Annotated in this window: 12 protein-coding genes; all 12 read left to right on the top strand. The window is 43.3% G+C overall.

Annotated features, from left to right (window positions below; translation table 11 throughout):
- The first annotated feature begins 10 nt into the window (after window positions 1-10).
- The 12 genes from AC58P7_RS20555 (at window position 11) to AC58P7_RS20500 (ending at window position 20,916) form a co-directional block, all read left to right on the top strand.
- Window positions 11-1,714 carry a phospho-sugar mutase gene (locus AC58P7_RS20555; RefSeq protein WP_497346233.1) on the top strand — a complete coding sequence of 568 codons (1,704 nt, stop codon included), beginning with the start codon at window positions 11-13 and terminating at the stop codon, window positions 1,712-1,714.
- Window positions 1,715-1,891: 177 nt separating this feature from the next.
- Window positions 1,892-3,943 carry a DUF5693 family protein gene (locus AC58P7_RS20550; protein ID WP_497346137.1) on the top strand — a complete coding sequence of 684 codons (2,052 nt, stop codon included), beginning with the start codon at window positions 1,892-1,894 and terminating at the stop codon, window positions 3,941-3,943.
- Window positions 3,916-5,046 carry a polysaccharide pyruvyl transferase CsaB gene (gene csaB, locus AC58P7_RS20545; RefSeq protein ID WP_497346135.1) on the top strand — a complete coding sequence of 377 codons (1,131 nt, stop codon included), beginning with the start codon at window positions 3,916-3,918 and terminating at the stop codon, window positions 5,044-5,046. The genes AC58P7_RS20550 and csaB overlap by 28 nt, the downstream gene beginning before the upstream one ends.
- A gap of 60 nt (window positions 5,047-5,106) precedes the next feature.
- A complete protein-coding gene (locus AC58P7_RS20540; protein WP_497346133.1) occupies window positions 5,107-5,898 on the top strand; it encodes a WecB/TagA/CpsF family glycosyltransferase in 792 nt (263 codons plus the stop codon).
- Window positions 5,899-6,030: 132 nt separating this feature from the next.
- Window positions 6,031-7,140, top strand: a complete 1,110-nt coding sequence (locus AC58P7_RS20535; RefSeq protein ID WP_497346131.1) for a glycosyltransferase family 4 protein — start codon at window positions 6,031-6,033, stop codon at window positions 7,138-7,140.
- A 159-nt stretch (window positions 7,141-7,299) separates the two neighbouring features.
- Complete coding sequence (locus tag AC58P7_RS20530; protein WP_497346129.1) at window positions 7,300-11,235, top strand: S-layer homology domain-containing protein; 3,936 nt, start codon at window positions 7,300-7,302, stop codon at window positions 11,233-11,235.
- Between the two features lie 410 nt (window positions 11,236-11,645).
- Window positions 11,646-14,399: an S-layer homology domain-containing protein gene (locus tag AC58P7_RS20525; RefSeq protein WP_497346127.1), complete on the top strand. Its 2,754-nt coding sequence runs from the start codon at window positions 11,646-11,648 to the stop codon at window positions 14,397-14,399.
- 554 nt (window positions 14,400-14,953) lie between these two features.
- Entirely contained in the window at window positions 14,954-17,776 is a 2,823-nt protein-coding gene (locus tag AC58P7_RS20520; protein WP_497346125.1) for an S-layer homology domain-containing protein, read from the top strand.
- A gap of 156 nt (window positions 17,777-17,932) precedes the next feature.
- Window positions 17,933-18,478: a hypothetical protein gene (locus AC58P7_RS20515; RefSeq protein WP_497346123.1), complete on the top strand. Its 546-nt coding sequence runs from the start codon at window positions 17,933-17,935 to the stop codon at window positions 18,476-18,478.
- Between the two features lie 172 nt (window positions 18,479-18,650).
- The gene (locus AC58P7_RS20510; protein WP_497346121.1) at window positions 18,651-18,917 is read left to right on the top strand and encodes an alpha/beta-type small acid-soluble spore protein; all 267 of its coding nucleotides are present in this window, start codon (window positions 18,651-18,653) and stop codon (window positions 18,915-18,917) included.
- A 354-nt stretch (window positions 18,918-19,271) separates the two neighbouring features.
- On the top strand, window positions 19,272-20,486 hold the full coding sequence (gene metK, locus AC58P7_RS20505; RefSeq protein WP_497346119.1) for a methionine adenosyltransferase: 1,215 nt from the start codon (window positions 19,272-19,274) through the stop codon (window positions 20,484-20,486).
- 196 nt (window positions 20,487-20,682) lie between these two features.
- Window positions 20,683-20,916 carry a hypothetical protein gene (locus AC58P7_RS20500; RefSeq protein ID WP_497346117.1) on the top strand — a complete coding sequence of 78 codons (234 nt, stop codon included), beginning with the start codon at window positions 20,683-20,685 and terminating at the stop codon, window positions 20,914-20,916.
- Window positions 20,917-20,999: the final 83 nt, after the last annotated feature.

The following is a 20,999-nucleotide window of genomic DNA, read 5'->3' as shown; positions in this document are numbered from 1 at the left end:
GGAGATGAACCTGACGACGATGACGCGTGTACAAACAGAGTATCAATTGTGGCTCCAAGATCCAGCTGTCGATGACCAAACGAAGCAAGAACTTCAAGCTATTCGGGAAGATGAGAGAGAAATCGAGGATCGCTTTTATAAAGATCTTGAATTTGGGACAGGCGGCCTCCGTGGCGTGATTGGCGCAGGTACGAATCGTATCAATGTATACACCGTTGGACGCGCAAGCCAAGGCTTAGCGCAATATGTCAACGGGACGGGTGTGGCTAATCCTGCGATCGTCCTCGCATATGATTCCCGTCATATGTCTCCTGAGTTTGCACTAGAAGCAGCACTTGTCTTCGCAGGGAATGGCATTAAGGCTTATTTGTTCCAGACGCTGCATGCGACACCTCAACTTTCTTTTGCTGTTAGATACTTAGGTGCGTCAGCAGGTGTTGTTGTAACTGCGAGTCATAATCCGCCTGAATATAATGGGTACAAAGTATACGGTGCAGATGGCGGGCAGTTGGTTCCTGAGTTTGCGGAGCAGGTGATTACGCTCGTTCAGAGCATTGATTCTTTTGATAAAGTTAAGAAGCTGTCCCAGCAAGACGCGGAAGCGCAAGGTCTTCTAGCGTGGTTGGGAGAGGATGTCGACCAGGCCTACATACAAGCGGTAACGGCAGTTAGTCAAAATCCAGACGTCATCAAAGAAATCAGCGATGATTTCCGCGTGATTTTCACGCCACTGCATGGCGCTGGTAACGTGCCTGTACGCGAAGTATTGAAAGCCGTAGGCTTCGAGCAAGTGCGCGTTGTTGCCGAGCAAGAGCTGCCAGATGCGCAATTCTCCACGGTGAAGTCACCGAATCCGGAAGAGCGTGAAGCATTCACGTTAGCGATTGCGCAAGCGAAGGACTGGAATGCCGATATTATTATCGGAACTGACCCGGACGCTGACCGTATGGGTGCTGTCGTGAAGGATCCGAATGGCGAGTACGTCGTGTTGACGGGCAACCAATCCGGCGCAATTATCGTAAATTACCTGTTATCGAGCATGAAAGAGCGTGGAACACTTCCTGCGAACGGCGTTGTGATCAAAACGATCGTAACGAGCGAGATGGGGGCTGTCATTGCCAACCATTACGGAATTCCAACGCTAAATACGTTAACGGGCTTTAAGTATATTGGTGAAAAAATGTCGCAATTCGAACAAACGGGTGAGCATACCTTCCTGTTTGGCTATGAAGAGAGCTACGGCTACCTAGCTGGAAGCTATGCACGTGACAAGGATGCCGTAATCGCAGCCATGTTAATCGCGGAAGCTGCCGCTTACTACAAGAAGCAAGGTAAAACATTATATGAAGTGCTGCAAGGACTGTACGAATCCTTTGGGTACTTTTTGGAAAAACTGGAATCAAGAACACTTAAAGGGAAAGACGGCGTGGAACAAATCGGCCGCATGATGGAGGAATGGAGAACGAATCCACCGGCTGAGATCGGCGGCACGCGCGTGAGCTCCGTTGAGGACTATGCACAAGGTATCCAGGGCTTACCTCGCGAGAACGTACTGAAGTTCAAGCTAGAGAATGGTTCGTGGTTCTGTTTACGCCCATCCGGTACGGAACCGAAAATTAAATTTTATTTTGCGGTACAAGGGTCAACAGGACCTGCAGCTGCACAGCAACTAGATGGCATCATTCAATACGTACTTAATCGTGTAGACGGATAGAGAAATAGGTGTACAAAACCTCTTCAGAACCTAAATGAGGGATAGATCGTCTAATGAATAGCTGGATACGAAATCCGCGTTCATTGGGCGTATTTCCCGCGTTTGGGAGCGGAGAGGTTTTCGAATGTATATGGGATTGGAAAATAAAAAGTACATGCTCTAAGGAGTGGACAACTGGTGAATCTGTATCAAACCTGGAACAACCCGTTAAGAAATATATTGTGGTGGATTGTCATTATAGGGATGCTGTGCTCCTTACCGCTAGCCTATGCCCGTCACCAAACCGAAACATCGGCGAACCAAGTTGAATTTGTTTTCGACTATCGCGATTTATTGGATATTGCGGATGTGCAGACCAATCCACAGAACTTTGTGAACACAGAACTCAAAAACATGAAAGCCGCGGGCATCAGCTCCATGGCTGTGTACGAGAGTACGTTGGCAGAGTTCGAAGAGAGTCGTCGAATTGACATGTACGATTCGCGAGGTGCAGCTGATCTCACCCAAACGTTTGGCGACCCGAACGAGAATTTCACGTATGTGCTATTCTCAGATAGCCAATCTCAACAGAAGCTGGAACCGCTCATCCAGAAAACGTTCGCAGATCTCAAGGTCAGTGTGAAGCCATGGAGCTTCAAGAATCGGAATGGTCTCATCATTGGGATGAGTAGGGATGACGCTGCAATGAAAGCGATGGATCCTGATCCGATTGTTTTGCAAATGCTGAAGGAGCAAGGCTTCCAAATCGTTGTACGGTTGTCCAATCGCAGACCCTTCAATACCAATGAGATGGATGCTTTGTTGAAACAGTTCCATGACCTTGGCGTGAAGCGCATCATCGTGGACGGTAATGAAGTCCCTGGTTATACCGAAGAGAATACGGAAGTTAATTTGAATAAAATGGCCGATCTGCTTAATAAGAATGGCATCGGACTCGCGGCCATTGAGCTGTTGAAGGAGCCTCAAAAAGGCTTCAGCACGCTAGCCAAACAAACCAATTACAATGTTGTGCGCCTGCACTCTTTTACAGAGAAAGATGGCGAGAAACTGACAGAACCGCTTAAGAAAACGGAGCTTGCTGACCGGGTTCAAGGTATGTCGGATCGACTTGTTTTAGCGGTGAAAGATCGTAACATCCGCATGGTATTCTTGAATGCACGACCTGTGAAAAGCGTAGATAAAGGAAAACTCGTTGATCCACTTTCGTCCTATTATGCGGCCTTGCAGGGCAAAGATGGCGCAATTCCGCGCATCCAAGATGTAGGCTTTACGTTAGGGCCAGCAAAGGCTTTCGATGTGTATACAACATCCTGGCAGAAGATAGCTCGCTTTTTCTTGCTGTTAGGCGGTCTTAGCTTGATTGTATGGATGCTTTCGTTCTTCTTACCTGAATTGACGATCGTCTTCTTCGTGCTTGGTTTACTTGGTTTAGTTGCGCTACATACGCTTTCGGCGAATCTGTATGCACAAGGACTTGCTTTGGCCACGGCTATTAGCGCCCCTAGCGTTGCAGTTATGCTGGCGATCCGGTCGGTTCGTTCAGGTGTTGCAGCCAAGTGGAACTCAGGACTTGCCTATGGGTTATGGCAGCTGATCCGAACATCGCTGATTTCACTCTTTGGTATGGTTTATGAAGTAGCCCTGTTGAATCATGTCACGTACTCACTTGTCATACAGCAGTTTAGAGGCGTTGGCCTGCTGCATTTGCTTCCAATTGGCATTGTTGGGCTGTATCTCTTGTTCTTTAGTGAGAATAATACGTATAAGGAGAAGATCGCGAATATTCGCCGATTGCTCTCTTCCTATATAAGTGTGTTATGGATCGTTATTGCAGGCGTAGCGCTTGCTGCTGTCTACTACTACTTGTCTCGTACAGGGAATGAAGGACAAGCTTCTACGATTGAGAAGTTATTCCGTTCGTTCTTGGAAAATACATTAGGCGTACGTCCACGGACAAAAGAATTCTTGGTGGCTCATCCGATCTTCTTACTGGGTGCGTACTTGTCAGTTCGCTATCGTCATGCAGTGTATTTACTGTTCATAGGTGTCGTTGGTCAGCTTTCCTTAGTGGATACGTTTGCTCACCTGCATACGCCGCTTCACATCTCTCTAATCCGTATCTCCTACGGACTTGTGCTAGGTGCTCTGATCGGATTAGTGCTAATTGCAGCTTGGGAAATAGTCACAAGGAGTTGGAAACGATGGGTACAGCCCCAATTGTCAAAATAGCGTTATCCGGCTACTATGGCTTCGATAATAGCGGGGATGAGGCGGTGCTGCAGTCGATTTTGTTCGCTTTGCAGGAGCAAGGTCAGCAGCAGGGCATTCAGATTGAACCTATCGTGCTTTCTGCTAATCCTGAGAAAACCTCTGCGATGTACGGGGTAAAGGCGTATCATCGCATGAAGCCAGGCCCTCTCCTAAGGGCGCTGCGGGAATCAGACGGTCTGATCAGCGGAGGCGGCAGCTTATTGCAGGATGCCACCAGCTCGAAGACAATTCCGTATTACTTAGCAGTCTTGAAATTAGCGCAATGGCTTGGCAAGCCAACGTTTATTTATTCGCAAGGTATCGGGCCGGTTAGCCGCCCGATGTTCTATGGCTGGATCCGCAGCGTGTTCAAACGCTGCGCCTTCGTGTCGGTCCGCGATACAGAGTCCGCGGACTTATTAGGTCGGATGCGCCTCCCGCGGGAGCGCATCACGGTCGTGCCCGACCCGGTGATGGGCTTGCCGCTCCGGGAGGGCGGTTTGGACACGCCGAGTGGCGGAGTGTCTGATGCAGGTGCGGTGCGGACGATCGGTGTGTCCGTCCGCTTCTGGAACGAAGACCGCTCCGAGCTGGAAGCTCTCGCGCGGTCGCTGCAGGAACTGCTTGCAGCCCGCACGGATGTGCAGCTGCGGTTCTTGCCCTTCCACCTCCCCTCAGATGAGGTCGCGTCGCAGTTCGTGATCGACCGCTTGGGCGATCACGGTGGGCGCGCGGAGATGGTGCGTGGCATCACGCATCCGCAGGATATGCTCGCGCAGGTCGCGGGGTGCGACCTGCTGATCGGGATGAGGCTGCATTCCTTGATTTATGCAGCCTCGCAGTACGTGCCTATGGTAGGCATTTCGTACGATCCGAAGATCGACCAGTTCCTCCATAGGCTTGGTATGAAAGCCGCGGCATCGACAGCTCGCTTCGATGCACAAGGGTTCACCGAGGAGGCGTTGCGCCTCCTCGATGCTCGCGAGCAGTGGGCGGTGTCCAGCCGCGCCGCCATCGAAGAGCTGAAGGCGCAGGCGCAGCTGCCTGCGCAGCGGATCATTTCCTTTTACAAAAGGAAATAATGTCTGCGTTTCTAGCAACCAAAATGTAACCTACAACGTCAATAATAAGGAAGAGATATCATGAGCTCGACATCCGTAACGAATGAGCCAGCCGTGCTGGCCTCCTTGCAAGCCATACCGAAAGTGCGCATCTATGGCGTACCGATCTCCAAGATGAGTATGAAACAAACCGTCGACTACTTAACGAAAGTCATCGAATTGAAACAGCCGCATCAGGTGATTACGGCCAATCCGATTATGGTGATGGCGGCACAGGACGATCCTTCTTACCTAAGCATGATGCAGCGCGCGGAGCTGATTGTTCCTGATGGAACAGGCGTCGTATGGGCAGCCGCTCGCGTCGGCCAACCTGTCGCTGAGCGAGTGCCGGGCTATGATTTGATCCATGAACTGATGAAAGTCGGGGAAAAGAAGGATTGGAAGGTCTATTTACTTGGCGCTTCCGATGAAGTCATTCATGCTGCGGCAGATAAGATCCGCTCGACATACCCGAAGGTCAATCTTGTCGGAGTACGCAATGGCTATTTCGGCGATGCAGAGGATGCAGAAGTGATCCGAGCTATCAAAGAAGCCGATCCAGACCTTCTATTAGTAGGAAGAGCGGCAGCCAATCAAGAGCCTTGGATCGGGAAATACAAAGAACAACTAGGAGTTCCCGTGATGATGGGCGTCGGCGGAAGTTTCGATGTGCTTTCGGGTAAACTAAAAAGAGCACCTGTATTTTTTCAAAAACTACGTCTGGAATGGTTCTACCGCCTTCTGCAGGAGCCGTGGCGCTATAAAAGAATGCTTCTACTCCCGAAATTCGCAGTGAAAGTGATACGAGACAAAGATAAAGTCACCAAATCATGAAAAAATCTATGAAAATTGGCTGAAAACGGTCATTTCAGATGAATTTAGCAGTAGTATTTGTGGCGGAATGGGAGTATAATTCATTTCGGCGGATGAGCTGCCACCCATGACAAGAGGAGTTGTGAAGAAGACATGTATGGATTATATGCGATTGGGTTTATTGCTGCGTGCGTGATGGCGCTGTTGCTAACACCCCTGGTCAAAAAATTTGCCTTCTGGGTAGGAGCTGTTGATGCCCCAAACCATCGGAAGGTACATACGCGAATTATGCCGCGTCTAGGAGGATTAGCGATTTTCCTTGCGTTCGTCGGAGCTTATTTCGTCGTCTCTCCAGCACTTGATGCCGTGAACTCAGATGCTGCTTTTGGACTTCTGCTCGGAGGCTTTGTGATTGTTGTCACAGGTGCTCTAGATGATCGCTTTCAACTATCTCCCAAATGGAAGCTGTTAGGCCAGCTTGTTGCTGCCTGTATCGTAGTATCCTTTGGTCTCAAAATCGACCTAGTAAACATTCCTTTCGGGGAAACCAACCTGCCGATCGGCTGGTTAAGTATCCCGATAACTATATTGTGGATTGTCGGCGTATCCAATGCGATTAACTTGATCGACGGGCTTGATGGCTTGTCTGCAGGTGTGTCGGGTATTGCTACAACAACCATTCTCGTTCTAGCCCTTATGATGGGTAACGTTACAGTTATCCTGCTTTGTGTGATTTTGCTAGGAAGTATCTCAGGATTCATGTTCTTTAACTTCCATCCAGCCAAAATCTTCATGGGCGACTCCGGCGCCTTGTTCCTGGGCTTCGCCCTTGCAACGCTTTCGATTCTCGGCTTTAAGCAAGCTGCCGTTGTATCGCTTTTGATTCCGATTATGATTCTAGGTGTGCCATTATCTGATACCTTCTTCGCCATGCTTCGTCGTTATGTGAATAAACTGCCGATCTCGGCACCGGACAAAAGCCACTTGCATCACTGCCTATTGCAAATGGGCTTCAGCCATCGTACAAGCGTCCTGATCATCTATGGAATTGCTGCTATCTTCGGTGGTAGTGCCGTCGTTTGCTCCGTATTTATTTCCCAAGACTCCACGTGGGGACTGATCATGATCATTGTTGCGCTGTTCCTCGTCATGCTCGTTGGCGCAGAGGCTATCGGCATCATTAGCAAAAGCCGCAAACCTGTGATCAACTTCCTGCAAAGACTTGTAGGCAAGCAAGTGCAGAGTGATCGTTTAGGGAAATAAATTATGTTTTGATCAGAGAGATCTCCATCTAATCGATGGGGATCTTTTTTTGCTGAAATTTCCGCGGGGTTTTACTAAACAATAGGAGCGCATATGCCGATATAAGTATATAAAACTAACTTTTAGCTACGACAGCTTAGGAAAAGGAGAGGTAAAAGCATGTTTAAGATGCGCTTTTTTGCTTGGACAATGATTGCGGCCTTATTATTGACACTTATTCCATTTGCCAATCCAGTTCAAGCGGCTGCGACGTTTTTTATTCCGGATGATACGAATATGTCCCGAACGTCAACTACGGTAGTTGATACTAATTTAGTTGGAACATTAAATCGAGGAAATGTATTTGTAACGACAAGCAAAGAAATTACAATTAATGGTTCCTATCAATTCGTCGCCAAAGATACGATGTCTGTTAAAGTAGAGCAACTTTTATACACAAAAGGGGCTCAAGGGGTCCCTGACACTTGGACCACAGATACGAATCGCACAACGACGAAAGGTGTGACCGCAAGCTCTTCCAACCGTTTCTCGGTAACAGCGCTACCGCTGTATGCGGGCTATAACCGTATTACTTTCACCGGTATACAAGGCGGTATTAACAAAACAGATACGTTCTACGTTCTATATGATGAAGTACCATATCTCAGTTACTTGAAAGTAACTTCTGGCTCCAATCCATCGGCGAACCTAAACCAAGGTGTCAGCATGGTTGTGGATACGGAACAAATTATTCTTGAGGGTAAAGCCATCAATGCGACTAATGTATCCGTCAATGGATTTCAGGCATCTATACTTGATGACGGGACTTTCTTTGCTCCAGCTATCAAGTTGAATCCTGGGGCTAATACCTTGAACCTTATTATTACGAATCCAGCGAATGAACTTAAAGTAACAAGAACGATTTATTACTTTAATAATACGAAACCTTTTAATAAGATTGATATCATACATACTCTTGATACAACTAGTTCTATTCTTAATACTGTACCAGTTCTGACTGGAGATAACTCTCCTGCTGTCGAAACAGGGCAGCTTAATGTTGAAATGATTGTCCCTTACAGTGCTTTGGATTTTATGACGAATGCAACTGTTCAAATTAATGGAACGAATATTGGGATTAATGCGGTTAACCCAACTCTTGTTGTTCCTGGGAGCGACGGTGTTACACCGGCATATCAGATTATTGACTTCACGACGAACTCATTTGACTTCCAACCAGGTGCTGTTAGTGGATATGCACAAACCCAAACGGTGTCTGTAGATGTTCTTTATGATACATTTAGAGGTGTCTCTAACCAGTCATTTAAATACTATCCGAATGATGTTGTTATTAATAATATTAGTTTGATTACAGATAATAGAGCTATACCTACAAGTGGCGATCAGGTTGATATTGATTCAACTTACAGCACGATCCCGCTAGACCAAAGTGAGATCCAGAAGCCGGACTTTTACGTTTTGGTTGAAGCGAACAGAGCAATTGAGTCTACCAATGCTGTAGATTCAGGTTTTTCTGATCTCACTGGTAAGCTTCTTCCAATTGGAATAACACCATTGTCCATTGAATATGTTGGTGATTATACAGATGCTGTATCAAACAGTGTAGATCCGAATAAGAAAGTTTACAAAATCACTGGGTTCCCGAGTGGAACTCAAGCAATATCTTTCCAATATACAAATGCAGTTTCTGATTACAAGGCATCATTGACGTACGTTTCGAAAAACTTTATCTCCATTGACAACTTAGTTGATGGTCAAACTATAGAAATTGATTCCCGCATTCTTCCTACCGCAGGGGTAGATTTGCCGATTACCGGTGCTTATGTTGGTTTTGACAATCTGATAGGTCATGAGCTCTTCTTAAATGGACAGCTAGTAACGCCATTTAGTCTGCCATCTAGTCTTGATGCTTCGAACAATTTTGTTGCTTTACAATTACAGATTGGTGATACTAGATCGCCATTGCCTCTCCCTTCTCTGGCAGTTGGCGAGAATCGGTTAACCTTCACAGGAAACTATACCAATGGGACAAGCGTCAGCAACATTTCAAAGGAAATAAGGATCTATGTTGTAGATAAGAACGTACCAGTTATTGAAAGATTCGAAGCATCTGCGATTCCAATCGGAGGGCGTGTTGGATTCCAGTCTATGCCTATGTTGGATACGCTTCTCTCACAGATTTTCTATACTAGCCCGGATATGCAATTTGTAAAAGATAAATACGTAACGAGTAGGAAGAATTATGATCTTTCCTTTAAGGTTGGCGGGGTTAATAGCTTAGTCATTAAAAGAGGAACCGATGAGATTCTCCGTCTTGACCCTGCTAGTATTCCGGCTATCCCTTCAATTATTACCAAAACTGCTGTAGGCGTAACACCAGCCTATGACTTTAGTGGAAGTAAAGACAATCTTGTAATACGCTTGAAAGATTTGCAGTTTGACGCTCCAGGTAGTCATGTATATACATTGGAGTTAACAAACGTAACAGGCGCTAAAGTCAGTCAACGATTAGAAGTAGAACGCGTATTGGAACCATTCCGCATTCTCTCTCCAGTGGCTACTGTTGGTGATCGTGTCATTGTGAATAAAAACTTTGTTCACTTCGACATCGAAGCTGAGGGTGCGACAGCCGTAACGATTAATGGTGTCGCAGCTACGCAAAGACCGGATATGAGCGATCGATTCATTTATGATTTTATTGGCTTAAAACCTGATAAAGAAACAACGCTCAAAATTGTGATTACACGCCCTGGCGGTTCGCTCACCCAATCTGTTACTGTGTTCTACGCAGGGTCTATTCAGAAAGACACAGAGTTCATGGAACAAATCAAGACCAAGCACAGCATCTTCGATAAGAACCTAGAACTTAGCTTCCCCAAAGGGACAATTCTGAAGTCTGCTAATCCTGCGAATGGAGTCACACAGTTCTACGACAAAACGAATTTACTATTTGGTATTGCCGATCCTGTAGATGGTGTAGTTGAAAGAAAGAACGATTACGGAAATATTATTAATCGTGATATTGATGCTCGAACCGATGCCAGAGCGCCGCTAGGACAGTCTGTCATTCGAATTCCTGATATTTTAGTGCAACGATTTATTTCTGAGATTAACAGAAGAAATTTCAGCCGCGTATCTCCTGTATACTGGATTTCTGGCGGTGTTGGTGAAGAGGGAGTTGTTGGCGCGGCAAACTATAAGCCTGCAACAGACGGCCTTACTCCGTATTCTACAGAAGGAACATTTACACTGTTCCCAGCAACCCGCAAAGTCGTTCCTACCAATAGAGGATCACTTACATTGAAGTACGACCAAAGTGTAGTTGAAGCTGTAGGGACAACTGTTACTGTCTACTTCTTTAATGATAAAGGAGAATGGGTCAATCTTGGCGGGGAAGTAGATGCCAAAAACAATACCATAACGGTACCATTCGATGATTTCGGTTACTATATGGTTACGAAATTGAAGTTTGGATTCCCAGATTTGACGAATCACCCTTGGGCACGAAATGTCCTTGAGGCTCTATTCGCTAAAGGTTTAATGCCTAACTTGCGATTCGATACGTTTGGTACAGATGATTTAACAACTCGTGGAGAGTTCGCATCGATGCTCGTGAAATCATTAAATATTCCATTGAATTATGATAATAACCAAACATTCTTTGAAATTGGCCCTGGAGCACGCTCTTTGACTTGGGATTATGCCCATATTGAGACCGCGGCACGAACTGGTATCATTACAGGGTTGGATAATCGACTCTTCGGTGCTGATCTCAAGATAACGCGTGAACAAGCGGCAACGATGATTGCGAGAGCGCTAGAGCTCAAGCTTGCCATTAATGATGCTAAGCTAGCGACAAGCTTGTCCAAACAATACACAGACTCATCTCAATTTTCCTATTATGCGCTACCAGCTGTCGATGCAGTAACAAAAGCTGGAGTCATGGTCGGAAAGCCTAATGAATTAGTAGCCGGCCAAAAGAAACAAACTGTACGCTTTGATGCAACTGCTAACTTAACCCGCGCAGAGGCTGGTCAAATAGCAGTAAGATTGTTACAGAAGTATTCGAAAGTATTCCCTACGAATCTTAACTAAGATAAGCCATCAAGACCCATCTCTTCGGAGATGGGTCTTTTGTATCTAAGCGTACAACAAAAATATTTGGGAACATAGACGCATCATTCAGGAAACGCTCAGTTAACTTTTAGTTTATATTAAGCTTCCAATCGTATTTCCTTTACAATTCATCTGTAAGATTCTATTTGTAGGTAATGAAAGATGAGATGAACATAACAACAATCAAGAGAAACTCGTCTGGTAAATACTTTGCAAGGAAATGTAGTATAGAGTATCGTATACTAAATTGGTAGCTGAGGTGATAGACGAAAAGCTACACGAAAATCTATCAAATAAGATGAATCTAAGACAGTGATTCAAATGTTGCGCAGTTGGCCATAAGTTTTTATAACACAAAAACTTTATAATATTAGGAGGAAACACATTTTATGAAGAAGACTTTTAAAGTACTAGCAACGGCAACTCTAGCATTCTCCATGTTCGCATCGGTAGCAATGGCTGACACTACGACAACAACTACCACACCAACTTCCGCGACTACTACAGCGGCTGTAAAAACATCTAAAGACTTCACAGATCTTGCTGGTTTAGATGCAGCAATGGCAGCTAAAGTAGACGCTTTGCTTGCTAAAGGTTACATGGATGGCAAAACAGATACAACGTTTGACATCACTGGTAACATGACACGCGCTGAAGCAGCTAAGCTAGTTGCTAAAGTACTTGGTTTGACTGTTGGAACTGAAACAACTTCCACATTCGAAGATGTAGACGGAACTGACGCTTCTATTAACTGGTCCATTCCATATATTGAAGCTGCTAAAAAAGCTGGTATCATCGATGGAATTACAGATACAACGTTTGCTCCAACTGAAAACGTAACAATCGGTCAACTAGCTACAATGTTCGTTAAAGGCCTTGGAAAAGCAGCTGATGTTAAAGTAACAACTCCTTGGTATCAAGGTTACATGGATGTTGCTAAAGCAAATGGTGTAGATCTTGGAACTGATGGTTCTGTAGCTGCAACTCGTGCTGATCTAGTAAGTGGTTCTTATGCTGCTGATGTAGCAGTTCAAGCTGCTCAGAAGATTACTATTGAATCCGTGAAGGCGACTGCTGCAAATAAAATCACTGTACAATTCAACAAAGCTGTTGATACTGCTGCTACAAAATTTGAAGTAACTATGGGATTTGTGCCACAAGATGTTACAGTTACATTTGCAGACGATAAAAAATCAGCAGTACTTACATCTGAGAGTAACTTCGTAGCAAGCACATATACAGTTGCAGTAAGTGGCATTGATGCTACTGCAAAGACAGCTGATGTTGTGATTGAAGCTCAAAAATTAGTTTCCTTCTCAGTCTCTAATGAAAACCTTACTGCAACTGCAACTCAAGCGTTTAACTATGTTGCTCTTGACCAATATGGTAATAAATTTGATATTGCAACAGGTAATTTCACAATTAACGCTTACAATGCAACTGATGGCCAAGCATTAACTTATGCTACATCAACTACGGCAAATCAGTACACATTAACTCAAAATACTGCTGGATTGACTATAGATGATACTGTAGTTGTTTCTATGACTCATAATACAACTGGTCTTACTGTAAGCAAAACTTATAAAGTTGTAGCTGCATCCGCAGTTGATGCTATTGAATTGTCAGCTCCAGCACCAAAAGCTGATACAACTAGAATTACTGTTGGTGACACTACTGATGCATTGATTCTTCCAATCTCATTGAAAGATCAGTATGGTCAAGCCGTTACACTTGTTGATCCAACTGATGTATTGTTTGTGAGTTCAAATAATGCAATCGTTGACCCGGCTACGTTCACTGTAAACAGCGATGGTAAATTAACATTCCAAACAGGTGCAACTGCAGGTAACGTAACAATTACTGCTATTTCCAAAACAACTGGTAAATCTTCAACTATTACTTTTGAAGTGTTTGCTGCAGCTGCTTTGAAATCAGTTACGCTTGCTCAACCTACTGGTCTAGTTGTAGCTAATGAAGCAACTACTGTAGCGTACCAAGGTGTAGACACTTATGGTGCAGCTAAGAAATTGGCGGCAGCGAGTGACTTGGTATGGTTTAGTACGAATTCAGCTGCAGTAAATGTAGCTACAGACATCGCTGTTGATGCTAATGGTAAACTGACTATTACACCTAGATCGACTGCTACAGGTTCAACGATAGTAACTGCATTCTTAGGCGGAGTTAAACAAGGTGAAATTTCTCTTGACGTAAGAGAAGCTGCAGTCGCAACGAAGATCACTAAATTAAGTGATACTGCTATTACTAATTTTGCAAAAACAGACGGAACATACACTTATACTAATGCAGATTTTGTTGTTGCGGATCAATATAACAGAGTAATTCCTACAGCTAATTTGACTGGTTCAATTACTGATGTAACTGTCAAAGATGCTACTTCTACAGTGTTGAATCCAGGTGCAGGAGCGGCAATTACTTCTGGCGGAGCTGTTGGTACCAAAACTTTAGTTGTAACTTACACAGATGGCGCAATCGCACTAACAAAAGAGTTTTCTGCAAATGTTGTTGCTGACGCTACTGTAGTTGGTTACAAATTGGCTGATGTGGCTAGCTTAAACCTCTACCAAGGTAGTTATGTTGACATAGCAGCTGCGAATGCTGCAGGTTATGGTCAAACACTTGCGATTCAATATGGTTTAGATGCAACTAACACGAAAATTGCTCTAAGCACAGCTGATCTTGCAAGCTTCCTAACAGTTTCAAATAACAGTGCGGTAGTTACTGTAAATTCAGTAACCGGTGAAGTATATGCTACAGCTGGTGCTGCTAATGCTTCAACTGCAACAGTAACTGCATACAAAAATGGTGTGAAAATCGGCGAGTACAACTATGTTGTTTCCACTGATACAGCAGTATTGACTAATCTTGTTATCACCGGTACTGCTACAATTGACGCTGTTACTCCATCATTAGATGCTAACACATTGGTAACTAAGAAAACTGATCAATACGGCAAAGCACTTACTGGTAACGTTCCTGGAACATGGTTCTCAAGCAACAGTGATGTTGTGCTTGTGAATCCTAGTACTGGAGTAATTACAAAAGTAGCTGGCGGAACTGCAACAGTAACATTTGTATCTAACAATGGTCTAGCTGCTACAATTGCAGTTACAGTGAACTAATAATAAGCTAATTATTAAAAATAATTCACTAAAAGCTTGGCTTATGCCAAGCTTTTTTGTATGCATAGCTCATTTGCTATAGTGAAACGTTGTTTCTCTGTTGCAAAAGCATTTCTAACAACTAGGTAAGGAGAATTGACTGAAAGGAACTATCTCGATCCTAGTTGCTTATTATCTCCAAATTATTATGGACACGTGGCAATGGAAAATACTTAGTAATGAATTATACTGCTCTCGCCTGTATACTAAGAGTGTAGCAAAGAGAGCAAACGGATATACATTAATTAATATTTGAGAAATTTTCGAGTAATCGCAACTTTTATCAATATAGTGCGTTTAATACTTTGAAAGTATTCCAAATACGATTTGTAAATATCTGTTCTCAAATGCTCAAAAATAAATCTTTACGGTTTTTCATGAGCAATGTATAATGTAAATTGGTCTAGCTGAAATATTTTCAATTAAAGTTTACTAGTTTCAAATGTGGCTATAAATGTCACAAGCGAACCTTAGTTATATTATGCTCTAACTCTGGAGAGGGGGTGAACAATAAGATGAGTAAATCGAGCTGGAATAAAGAACAAGCTAACTTAAAAAATAAAACTCACGATATTCAAGGAGGAGAAAAAAAGGTTATGAAAAAAAGTTTAAAAGTACTAGCATCCGCTACTCTAGCGTTCTCATTGTTTGCATCGGTGGCAATGGCTGACACAGCAACAACTACACCAACAACTACAGGTACAACTGCAACAACAGCAGTAAAAACATCTAAAGATTTCACTGATTTGGCTGGTCAACCAGCAGCACTACTTGCACAAATCGATGCATTGCTTGCAAAAGGTTACATGGATGGTAAAGGTGATAAATTCGATGTCGTTGGTAACATGACTCGTGCAGAAGCTGCTAAACTTGTTGCAAAAATCTTCGGTCTAACTGTTGGTACTGAAACAACTTCTTCTTTCGGAGATATTGATGCTACTGACGCTTCAATTGCTTGGTCAATTCCTTTCATCGAAGCTGCTAAAAAAGCTGGCATCATTGATGGCATGACTGATACTACATTCGCTCCAAAAGACAACGTAACTTTGGGTCAACTTGCTACATTGCTTGTTAAAGGCTTTGGTAAAACAGCTGACGTTAAAGTAACTACTCCTTGGTACGATGGTTACCTAGCAGTTGTTAAAGCTGCAGGTATCGACCTAGGTACTGATGGCGCTAAACTTGCAACTCGTGCTGATCTTGTTGTTGGTTCATACGCTGCTGATGTAGCTGTTCAAGCTGCTAAGAAAGTTGCTATTGATTCAGTAAAAGCAACTGCTGCAAACAAAATTACGGTTCAATTCAACAAAGCAGTTGATACTGCTACTACTAAATTCGAAGTAAACTTAGGTTTCGTACCACAAGATGTAACAGTGAAATTTGCTGACGATAAAAAATCAGCAGAACTAGTATCTGATGGAAATTTTGTTGCAGGCACATACACAGTTGCTGTAAATGGCATTGACACAACTGCGAAAACTGCTGAAGTTAAAATCGAAGCTCAAAAACTAGTTTCATTCTCTATCGCAACTGAGAATGTTACTGCTACTGCTACACAAGCACTGAACTATGTTGCAATTGATCAATATGGTCAAAAATTTGATATTGCAACTAGCAATTTCACATTAAATGCATACAATGCTACTGATGGTCAAGCATTAAGTGGTGTTGCTGCAGTAACAGCAAATCAATACACATTGACTCAAAATGCTCTAGGTCTAACTAAAGATGATACTGTAATTATCTCTATGACTCATAACACAACAGGCCTTACTGTTAGCAAAACTTATAAAGTTGTTGCAGCATCGGCAATTGACAGCATTGAATTGACAGCTCCTGTAGCAAAAGCAGACACAGCAAGAATTACTGTCGGGGATACTTCAGATGCACTAATTCTTCCAGTTGCTTTAAAAGACCAATACGGTCAAGCAGTTACAATTGTTGCTCCAACTGATGTGTTGTTCGTAAGTTCGAATAATGCAATCGTTGATCCTGCTAACTTCACTGTAAATGGTGATTCTAAAGTCACTTTCCAAACGGGTGCTACTGCAGGTAAAGTAACTATTACTGCTATCTCTAAAACAAGTGGTAAATCATCCACAATTACATTTGAAGTGTTCGCTACATCGGCACTTAAATCCATTACGCTTGCTCAACCAACTGGTCTAGTAGTTGCTGCTGAGCCAACGACTGTTCTATATCAAGGTGTTGACACTTATGATGCAACTAAGAAATTAGCTGCTCTTAGTGACTTGGTTTGGTTCAGCACTAACAGTGCAGTTGTAGATGTTGCGACTGACATTGCTGTTGATGCTAATGGTAAATTGACAATCACTCCTCAAGCTGCTGGTACAACAGTAGTAAGTGCATTCTTAGGTGGAGTTAAACAAGGTGAAGTTACAATTGACGCTAAAGCAGCTGCAGTTGCAACTAAAATCACTAAATTAAGCGATACTGCAATTGTTGATTTTGCTAAAACAAGTGGAACTTACACTTATGCTAATGCTGATTTTGTAATCGTTGACCAATACAACAGAGTAATTAAAACTGATGACCTTGCTGGTTCAATTACTGGAGTAACTGTTAAAGACGCTACTTCTTCAGTTCTTGGAAACGTAGGTGCGGCTGTTACTTCTGGTGGAACTGTTGGTACTAAAACTTTAGTAGCTACGTACACAGAAGGTGCAATTGTACTAACAAAAGAGTTCTCAGCAAATGTTGTTGCTGACAATACTGTGGTTGGTTATAAATTGGCTGATGTAGCAAGCTTGAATCTTTACCAAAATAGCTACGCTAACTTTGCAGCTGCTAATGCTGCAGGTTATGGTCAAACACTTGCAATTCAATACGGTCTAGATGCTGCTAAGAAGAAAATTGCTCTAAGCACAGCTGATCTAGCAAGCTTCCTAACAGTTACTACTAACAGTGCAGTAGTTACTGTGAACCCAGCAACTGGTGAAGTATACGCTACAAGTGGTGCTGCTAATGCTGCAACAGCAACTGTTTCAGCTTACAAAAATGGCGCAAAAATCGGTGAGTACAACTATGTTGTCTCCACTGGTACTCCAGTATTGACTAACCTTGCAATCACAGCTACAGCAACTGTTGATGCGGTAACTCCAACATTGGATGCTAACACATTGGTAACTAAGAAAACTGACCAATACGGTAAAGCACTTGCTGGTAACATCTCTGGAACATGGTTCACAAGCAATGCTGCTGTTGCTACTGTGAATGCAACAACTGGAGTAATTACAAAAGTAGCTGGCGGAACAGCAACAGTAACATTTGTTTCTAACAATGGTCTTGTTGCAACAATCGCAGTTACAGTTAACTAATAAGTGGCTTTAAGATTTATTGAGAAAAGAGCTTGGCTTATGCCAAGCTTTTTTCTTATTTCTGTATCCTATTTTGCTAAGAAAGTTATTGTTAGTTGATTTCACTTCAAGCAATGTACAGATATAATAAGAACAAATATAAGAAGGAGAGAATTCATGAAACTCAAACTATCCCTAACAGCACTCCTGCTAACATTTTTACTTAGCACTTTCCTCACTACATCCCAAGCCGAAGCCCCATCACCTGGCACAACCGATCCTTTGATCACCCAAAGCTACTTCGAACAAAACACCTTAAGCGAAGCAAAGGTGAAGGAGATCGTGGCCTCCGCGATCGCAGCTGCTGGCGAAAGCCAGTCTAGCGGGAGCAACGGAGGCAAAAGCACTACCCCTACGCAAGCAACGAACATGAAGGTTGTCCAATTGCAAATTGGACAAACCCTGTACGCAGGCGTTGGCGCGGAGTTTATCGCGCGAACCGGCCGAGTGATTGCGGTGAGCAACGATGAGAACGGCATCCCGGATGTAACGGGAGGCAAGGATCTTGCAGCGGGAACGGAAGTCGCGCTAAATCATCTTTTGATTTTTCCAACAGAGGGCCGTGGAATTAAGCCATCGCCGAAGAATGACACGTCCATTTATGTAATGGTACGTGGCAGCTATTTGATTTTAAATGCTGATGGCAGCAAAGCATTACAATAATTTCATATGTAGATAATATATAAATCTCTACTCCATAATTTTACCCAAAATGACAACATCTTATGCGTGTTGTCTTCTTTATTGTAGCCATACTAATCGATGTACTTACCATAAAGGTTAGCTACTTATCGAGTACATGATCACAACTTAAACTCTGAGGAGGCGTTTGGTTATGGCTAGAAGTAAAGTGGTTCCGGAATCCAAAAAGGCGTTGGATATTCTTAAGTATGAAATTGCAGCTGAACTAGGCTTACCCGTAGGAAAGCAGATGTCGCTTAGCGCTGACACCGAGTTTGCAACAGAATTAGGTTCTATTCCTTCATCTTCAGTTAAAGAAGACTACTGGGGGCACATATCTTCCAGGGATGCAGGGGCAGTTGGCGGCCGAATTACGCAACGTCTGATCCAAAGAGCAGAGGAAACCCTTTTTAGTCTTTAATGTGAATAACGGATTTTTATATTTTATAAAAAAATGATGAATAATTAGTGAAAGAAATCTGAAAGATTTCTGAAAGGATTCTGAATGGGTTTACCCAAAGATGAATTGACACTAGACAACAAATGAAGTAAGATAATTAATTGAAGGTCAATCTTTTATTTAACCTTTTCCTATCGGAAAAGGTTCATTTTTTTTTGCGGAATTCATTCAACCTTACAGCGCATGAGCGCAAAAGAGGGATTCCGTTTGGCGTGAAAAGCTGCCGCTAAAGCCGGGCCCAATTTATTTTTATTATAGAGGCATCGAGTAAAAGCTTTTCAAACATACTAATGATTAAGTAGGAGGATGAATGATATGGCGCAAGTACGTGGACGTCGTTTATTTACATCCGAATCCGTAACAGAAGGTCATCCAGATAAAATTTGTGACCAAATTTCTGACTCGGTATTGGATGCATTTCTTGCCAATGATCCGAATGCTCGTGTAGCATGTGAGGTATCTGTAGCAACTGGTTTGGTATTAGTGATTGGTGAAATCACTTCGAAGTCTGAATATGTAGATATTCAAGCGATCGCTAGACAAACAATTAAGGATATTGGGTACACGCGCGCGAAATATGGTTTTGACTCCCAAACATGTGCGGTTCTTGTTTCCTTGAACGAACAATCTCCTGATATTGCACAAGGTGTTGATAGAGCCCTAGAAGCAAGAGAAGGTTCGATGTCTGATGAAGAAATCGAAGCAATTGGTGCTGGTGACCAAGGTTTGATGTTCGGATTCGCAGTTAACGAGACGCCTGAGCTTATGCCTCTTCCTATCTCGATTTCTCACCAATTGGCTCGTCGTTTGACAGAAGTTCGTAAGAATGGAACTCTTCCATACCTGCGTCCTGATGGTAAAACACAAGTAACTGTTGAGTATATCGACGATAAGCCAGTACGTGTAGATGCGATTGTTGTATCCACACAGCACGATGAGAATACAACTTTGGAGCAAATTCAAAAAGATATTAAAGAGCATGTTATTATTCCAATCGTTCCAGCTCACTTGTTAGATGAGAATACGAACTATTTCATCAACCCAACAGGCCGTTTCGTTATCGGTGGACCTCAAGGGGATGCAGGTTTGACTGGTCGTAAAATTATCGTTGATACGTACGGCGGATATGCTCGTCATGGCGGCGGCGCATTCTCCGGTAAGGATCCGACAAAAGTTGACCGTTCCGGTGCTTACGCGGCGCGTTATGTTGCGAAGAATATCGTAGCAGCTGGTCTGGCTGAGAAATGTGAAGTTCAATTGGCTTATGCGATTGGTGTTGCTCGTCCAGTGTCCATTGCTGTGGATACATTCGGAACGGCTAAAGTGAGTGAAGAGAAGCTTGTTGAGCTAATTCACAATAACTTTGACCTTCGCCCAGCGGGTATCATTAAAGAGCTTGATCTTCGTCGTCCTATCTACCGTCAAACAGCGGCTTACGGCCACTTCGGTCGTAACGATCTAGATGTTCCTTGGGAGCGTACAGATAAAGCGGAAACATTAAGAATTCAAGCATTAGAACTTAAGCATTAGCATATAGAGAGAAGCCGTCCTTTGTGGGCGGCTTTTTTGGTATTTAGCCAACTATTTACAAAAGTAATATATCTATTTACAATTGTGATCTTGCGTGTTAATATCTGTATATGTCATCTAATGCTATTACATAGGGAATTATGTTATGATGACATAAGATAAGTTCTGTGTTGGTATACGAAGGGAGCGCGATAAGTTGGATAGCGATTTGAAAGAAGCACTTACCGGAATAATTAAGGCAGAATTGTCACCAGTCATAGAGAGATTAGACAGACTAGAGTTAGAACAAGGCCAAATCAAACAAGCGGTGCTGGAAACCAATGAAATCGTGAAGCGATTGGAAGTTGTTCAAGAACAACAACACCGAATTATTGAGCTTCTCTCAGCGCGTTCGATTGAACAAGAGGCTAAATTAAAGAAAATAATTTGATTATAGTATATGAGCATCTCAAGCAGAGAGCAGACCCTGATCGGGTTATGCTCTTTTTTAGTTTGCGCTCGTACGGGTGCTAT

The organism is Paenibacillus sp. J22FR5 (assembly GCF_059691975.1).
This window is presented reverse-complemented; position numbering and strand designations above follow the sequence as displayed.

What these genes read in the sequence shown, in the direction of transcription:
- csaB (WP_497346135.1), top strand. Translation starts at nt 3,916, where the DNA reads ATGGGTACAGCCCCAATTGTCAAAATAGCGTTATCCGGCTACTATGGC.
- AC58P7_RS20540 (WP_497346133.1), top strand. Translation starts at nt 5,107, where the DNA reads ATGAGCTCGACATCCGTAACGAATGAGCCAGCCGTGCTGGCCTCCTTG.
- AC58P7_RS20535 (WP_497346131.1), top strand. Translation starts at nt 6,031, where the DNA reads ATGTATGGATTATATGCGATTGGGTTTATTGCTGCGTGCGTGATGGCG.
- AC58P7_RS20530 (WP_497346129.1), top strand. Translation starts at nt 7,300, where the DNA reads ATGTTTAAGATGCGCTTTTTTGCTTGGACAATGATTGCGGCCTTATTA.
- AC58P7_RS20525 (WP_497346127.1), top strand. Translation starts at nt 11,646, where the DNA reads ATGAAGAAGACTTTTAAAGTACTAGCAACGGCAACTCTAGCATTCTCC.
- AC58P7_RS20520 (WP_497346125.1), top strand. Translation starts at nt 14,954, where the DNA reads ATGAGTAAATCGAGCTGGAATAAAGAACAAGCTAACTTAAAAAATAAA.
- AC58P7_RS20515 (WP_497346123.1), top strand. Translation starts at nt 17,933, where the DNA reads ATGAAACTCAAACTATCCCTAACAGCACTCCTGCTAACATTTTTACTT.
- AC58P7_RS20510 (WP_497346121.1), top strand. Translation starts at nt 18,651, where the DNA reads ATGGCTAGAAGTAAAGTGGTTCCGGAATCCAAAAAGGCGTTGGATATT.
- metK (WP_497346119.1), top strand. Translation starts at nt 19,272, where the DNA reads ATGGCGCAAGTACGTGGACGTCGTTTATTTACATCCGAATCCGTAACA.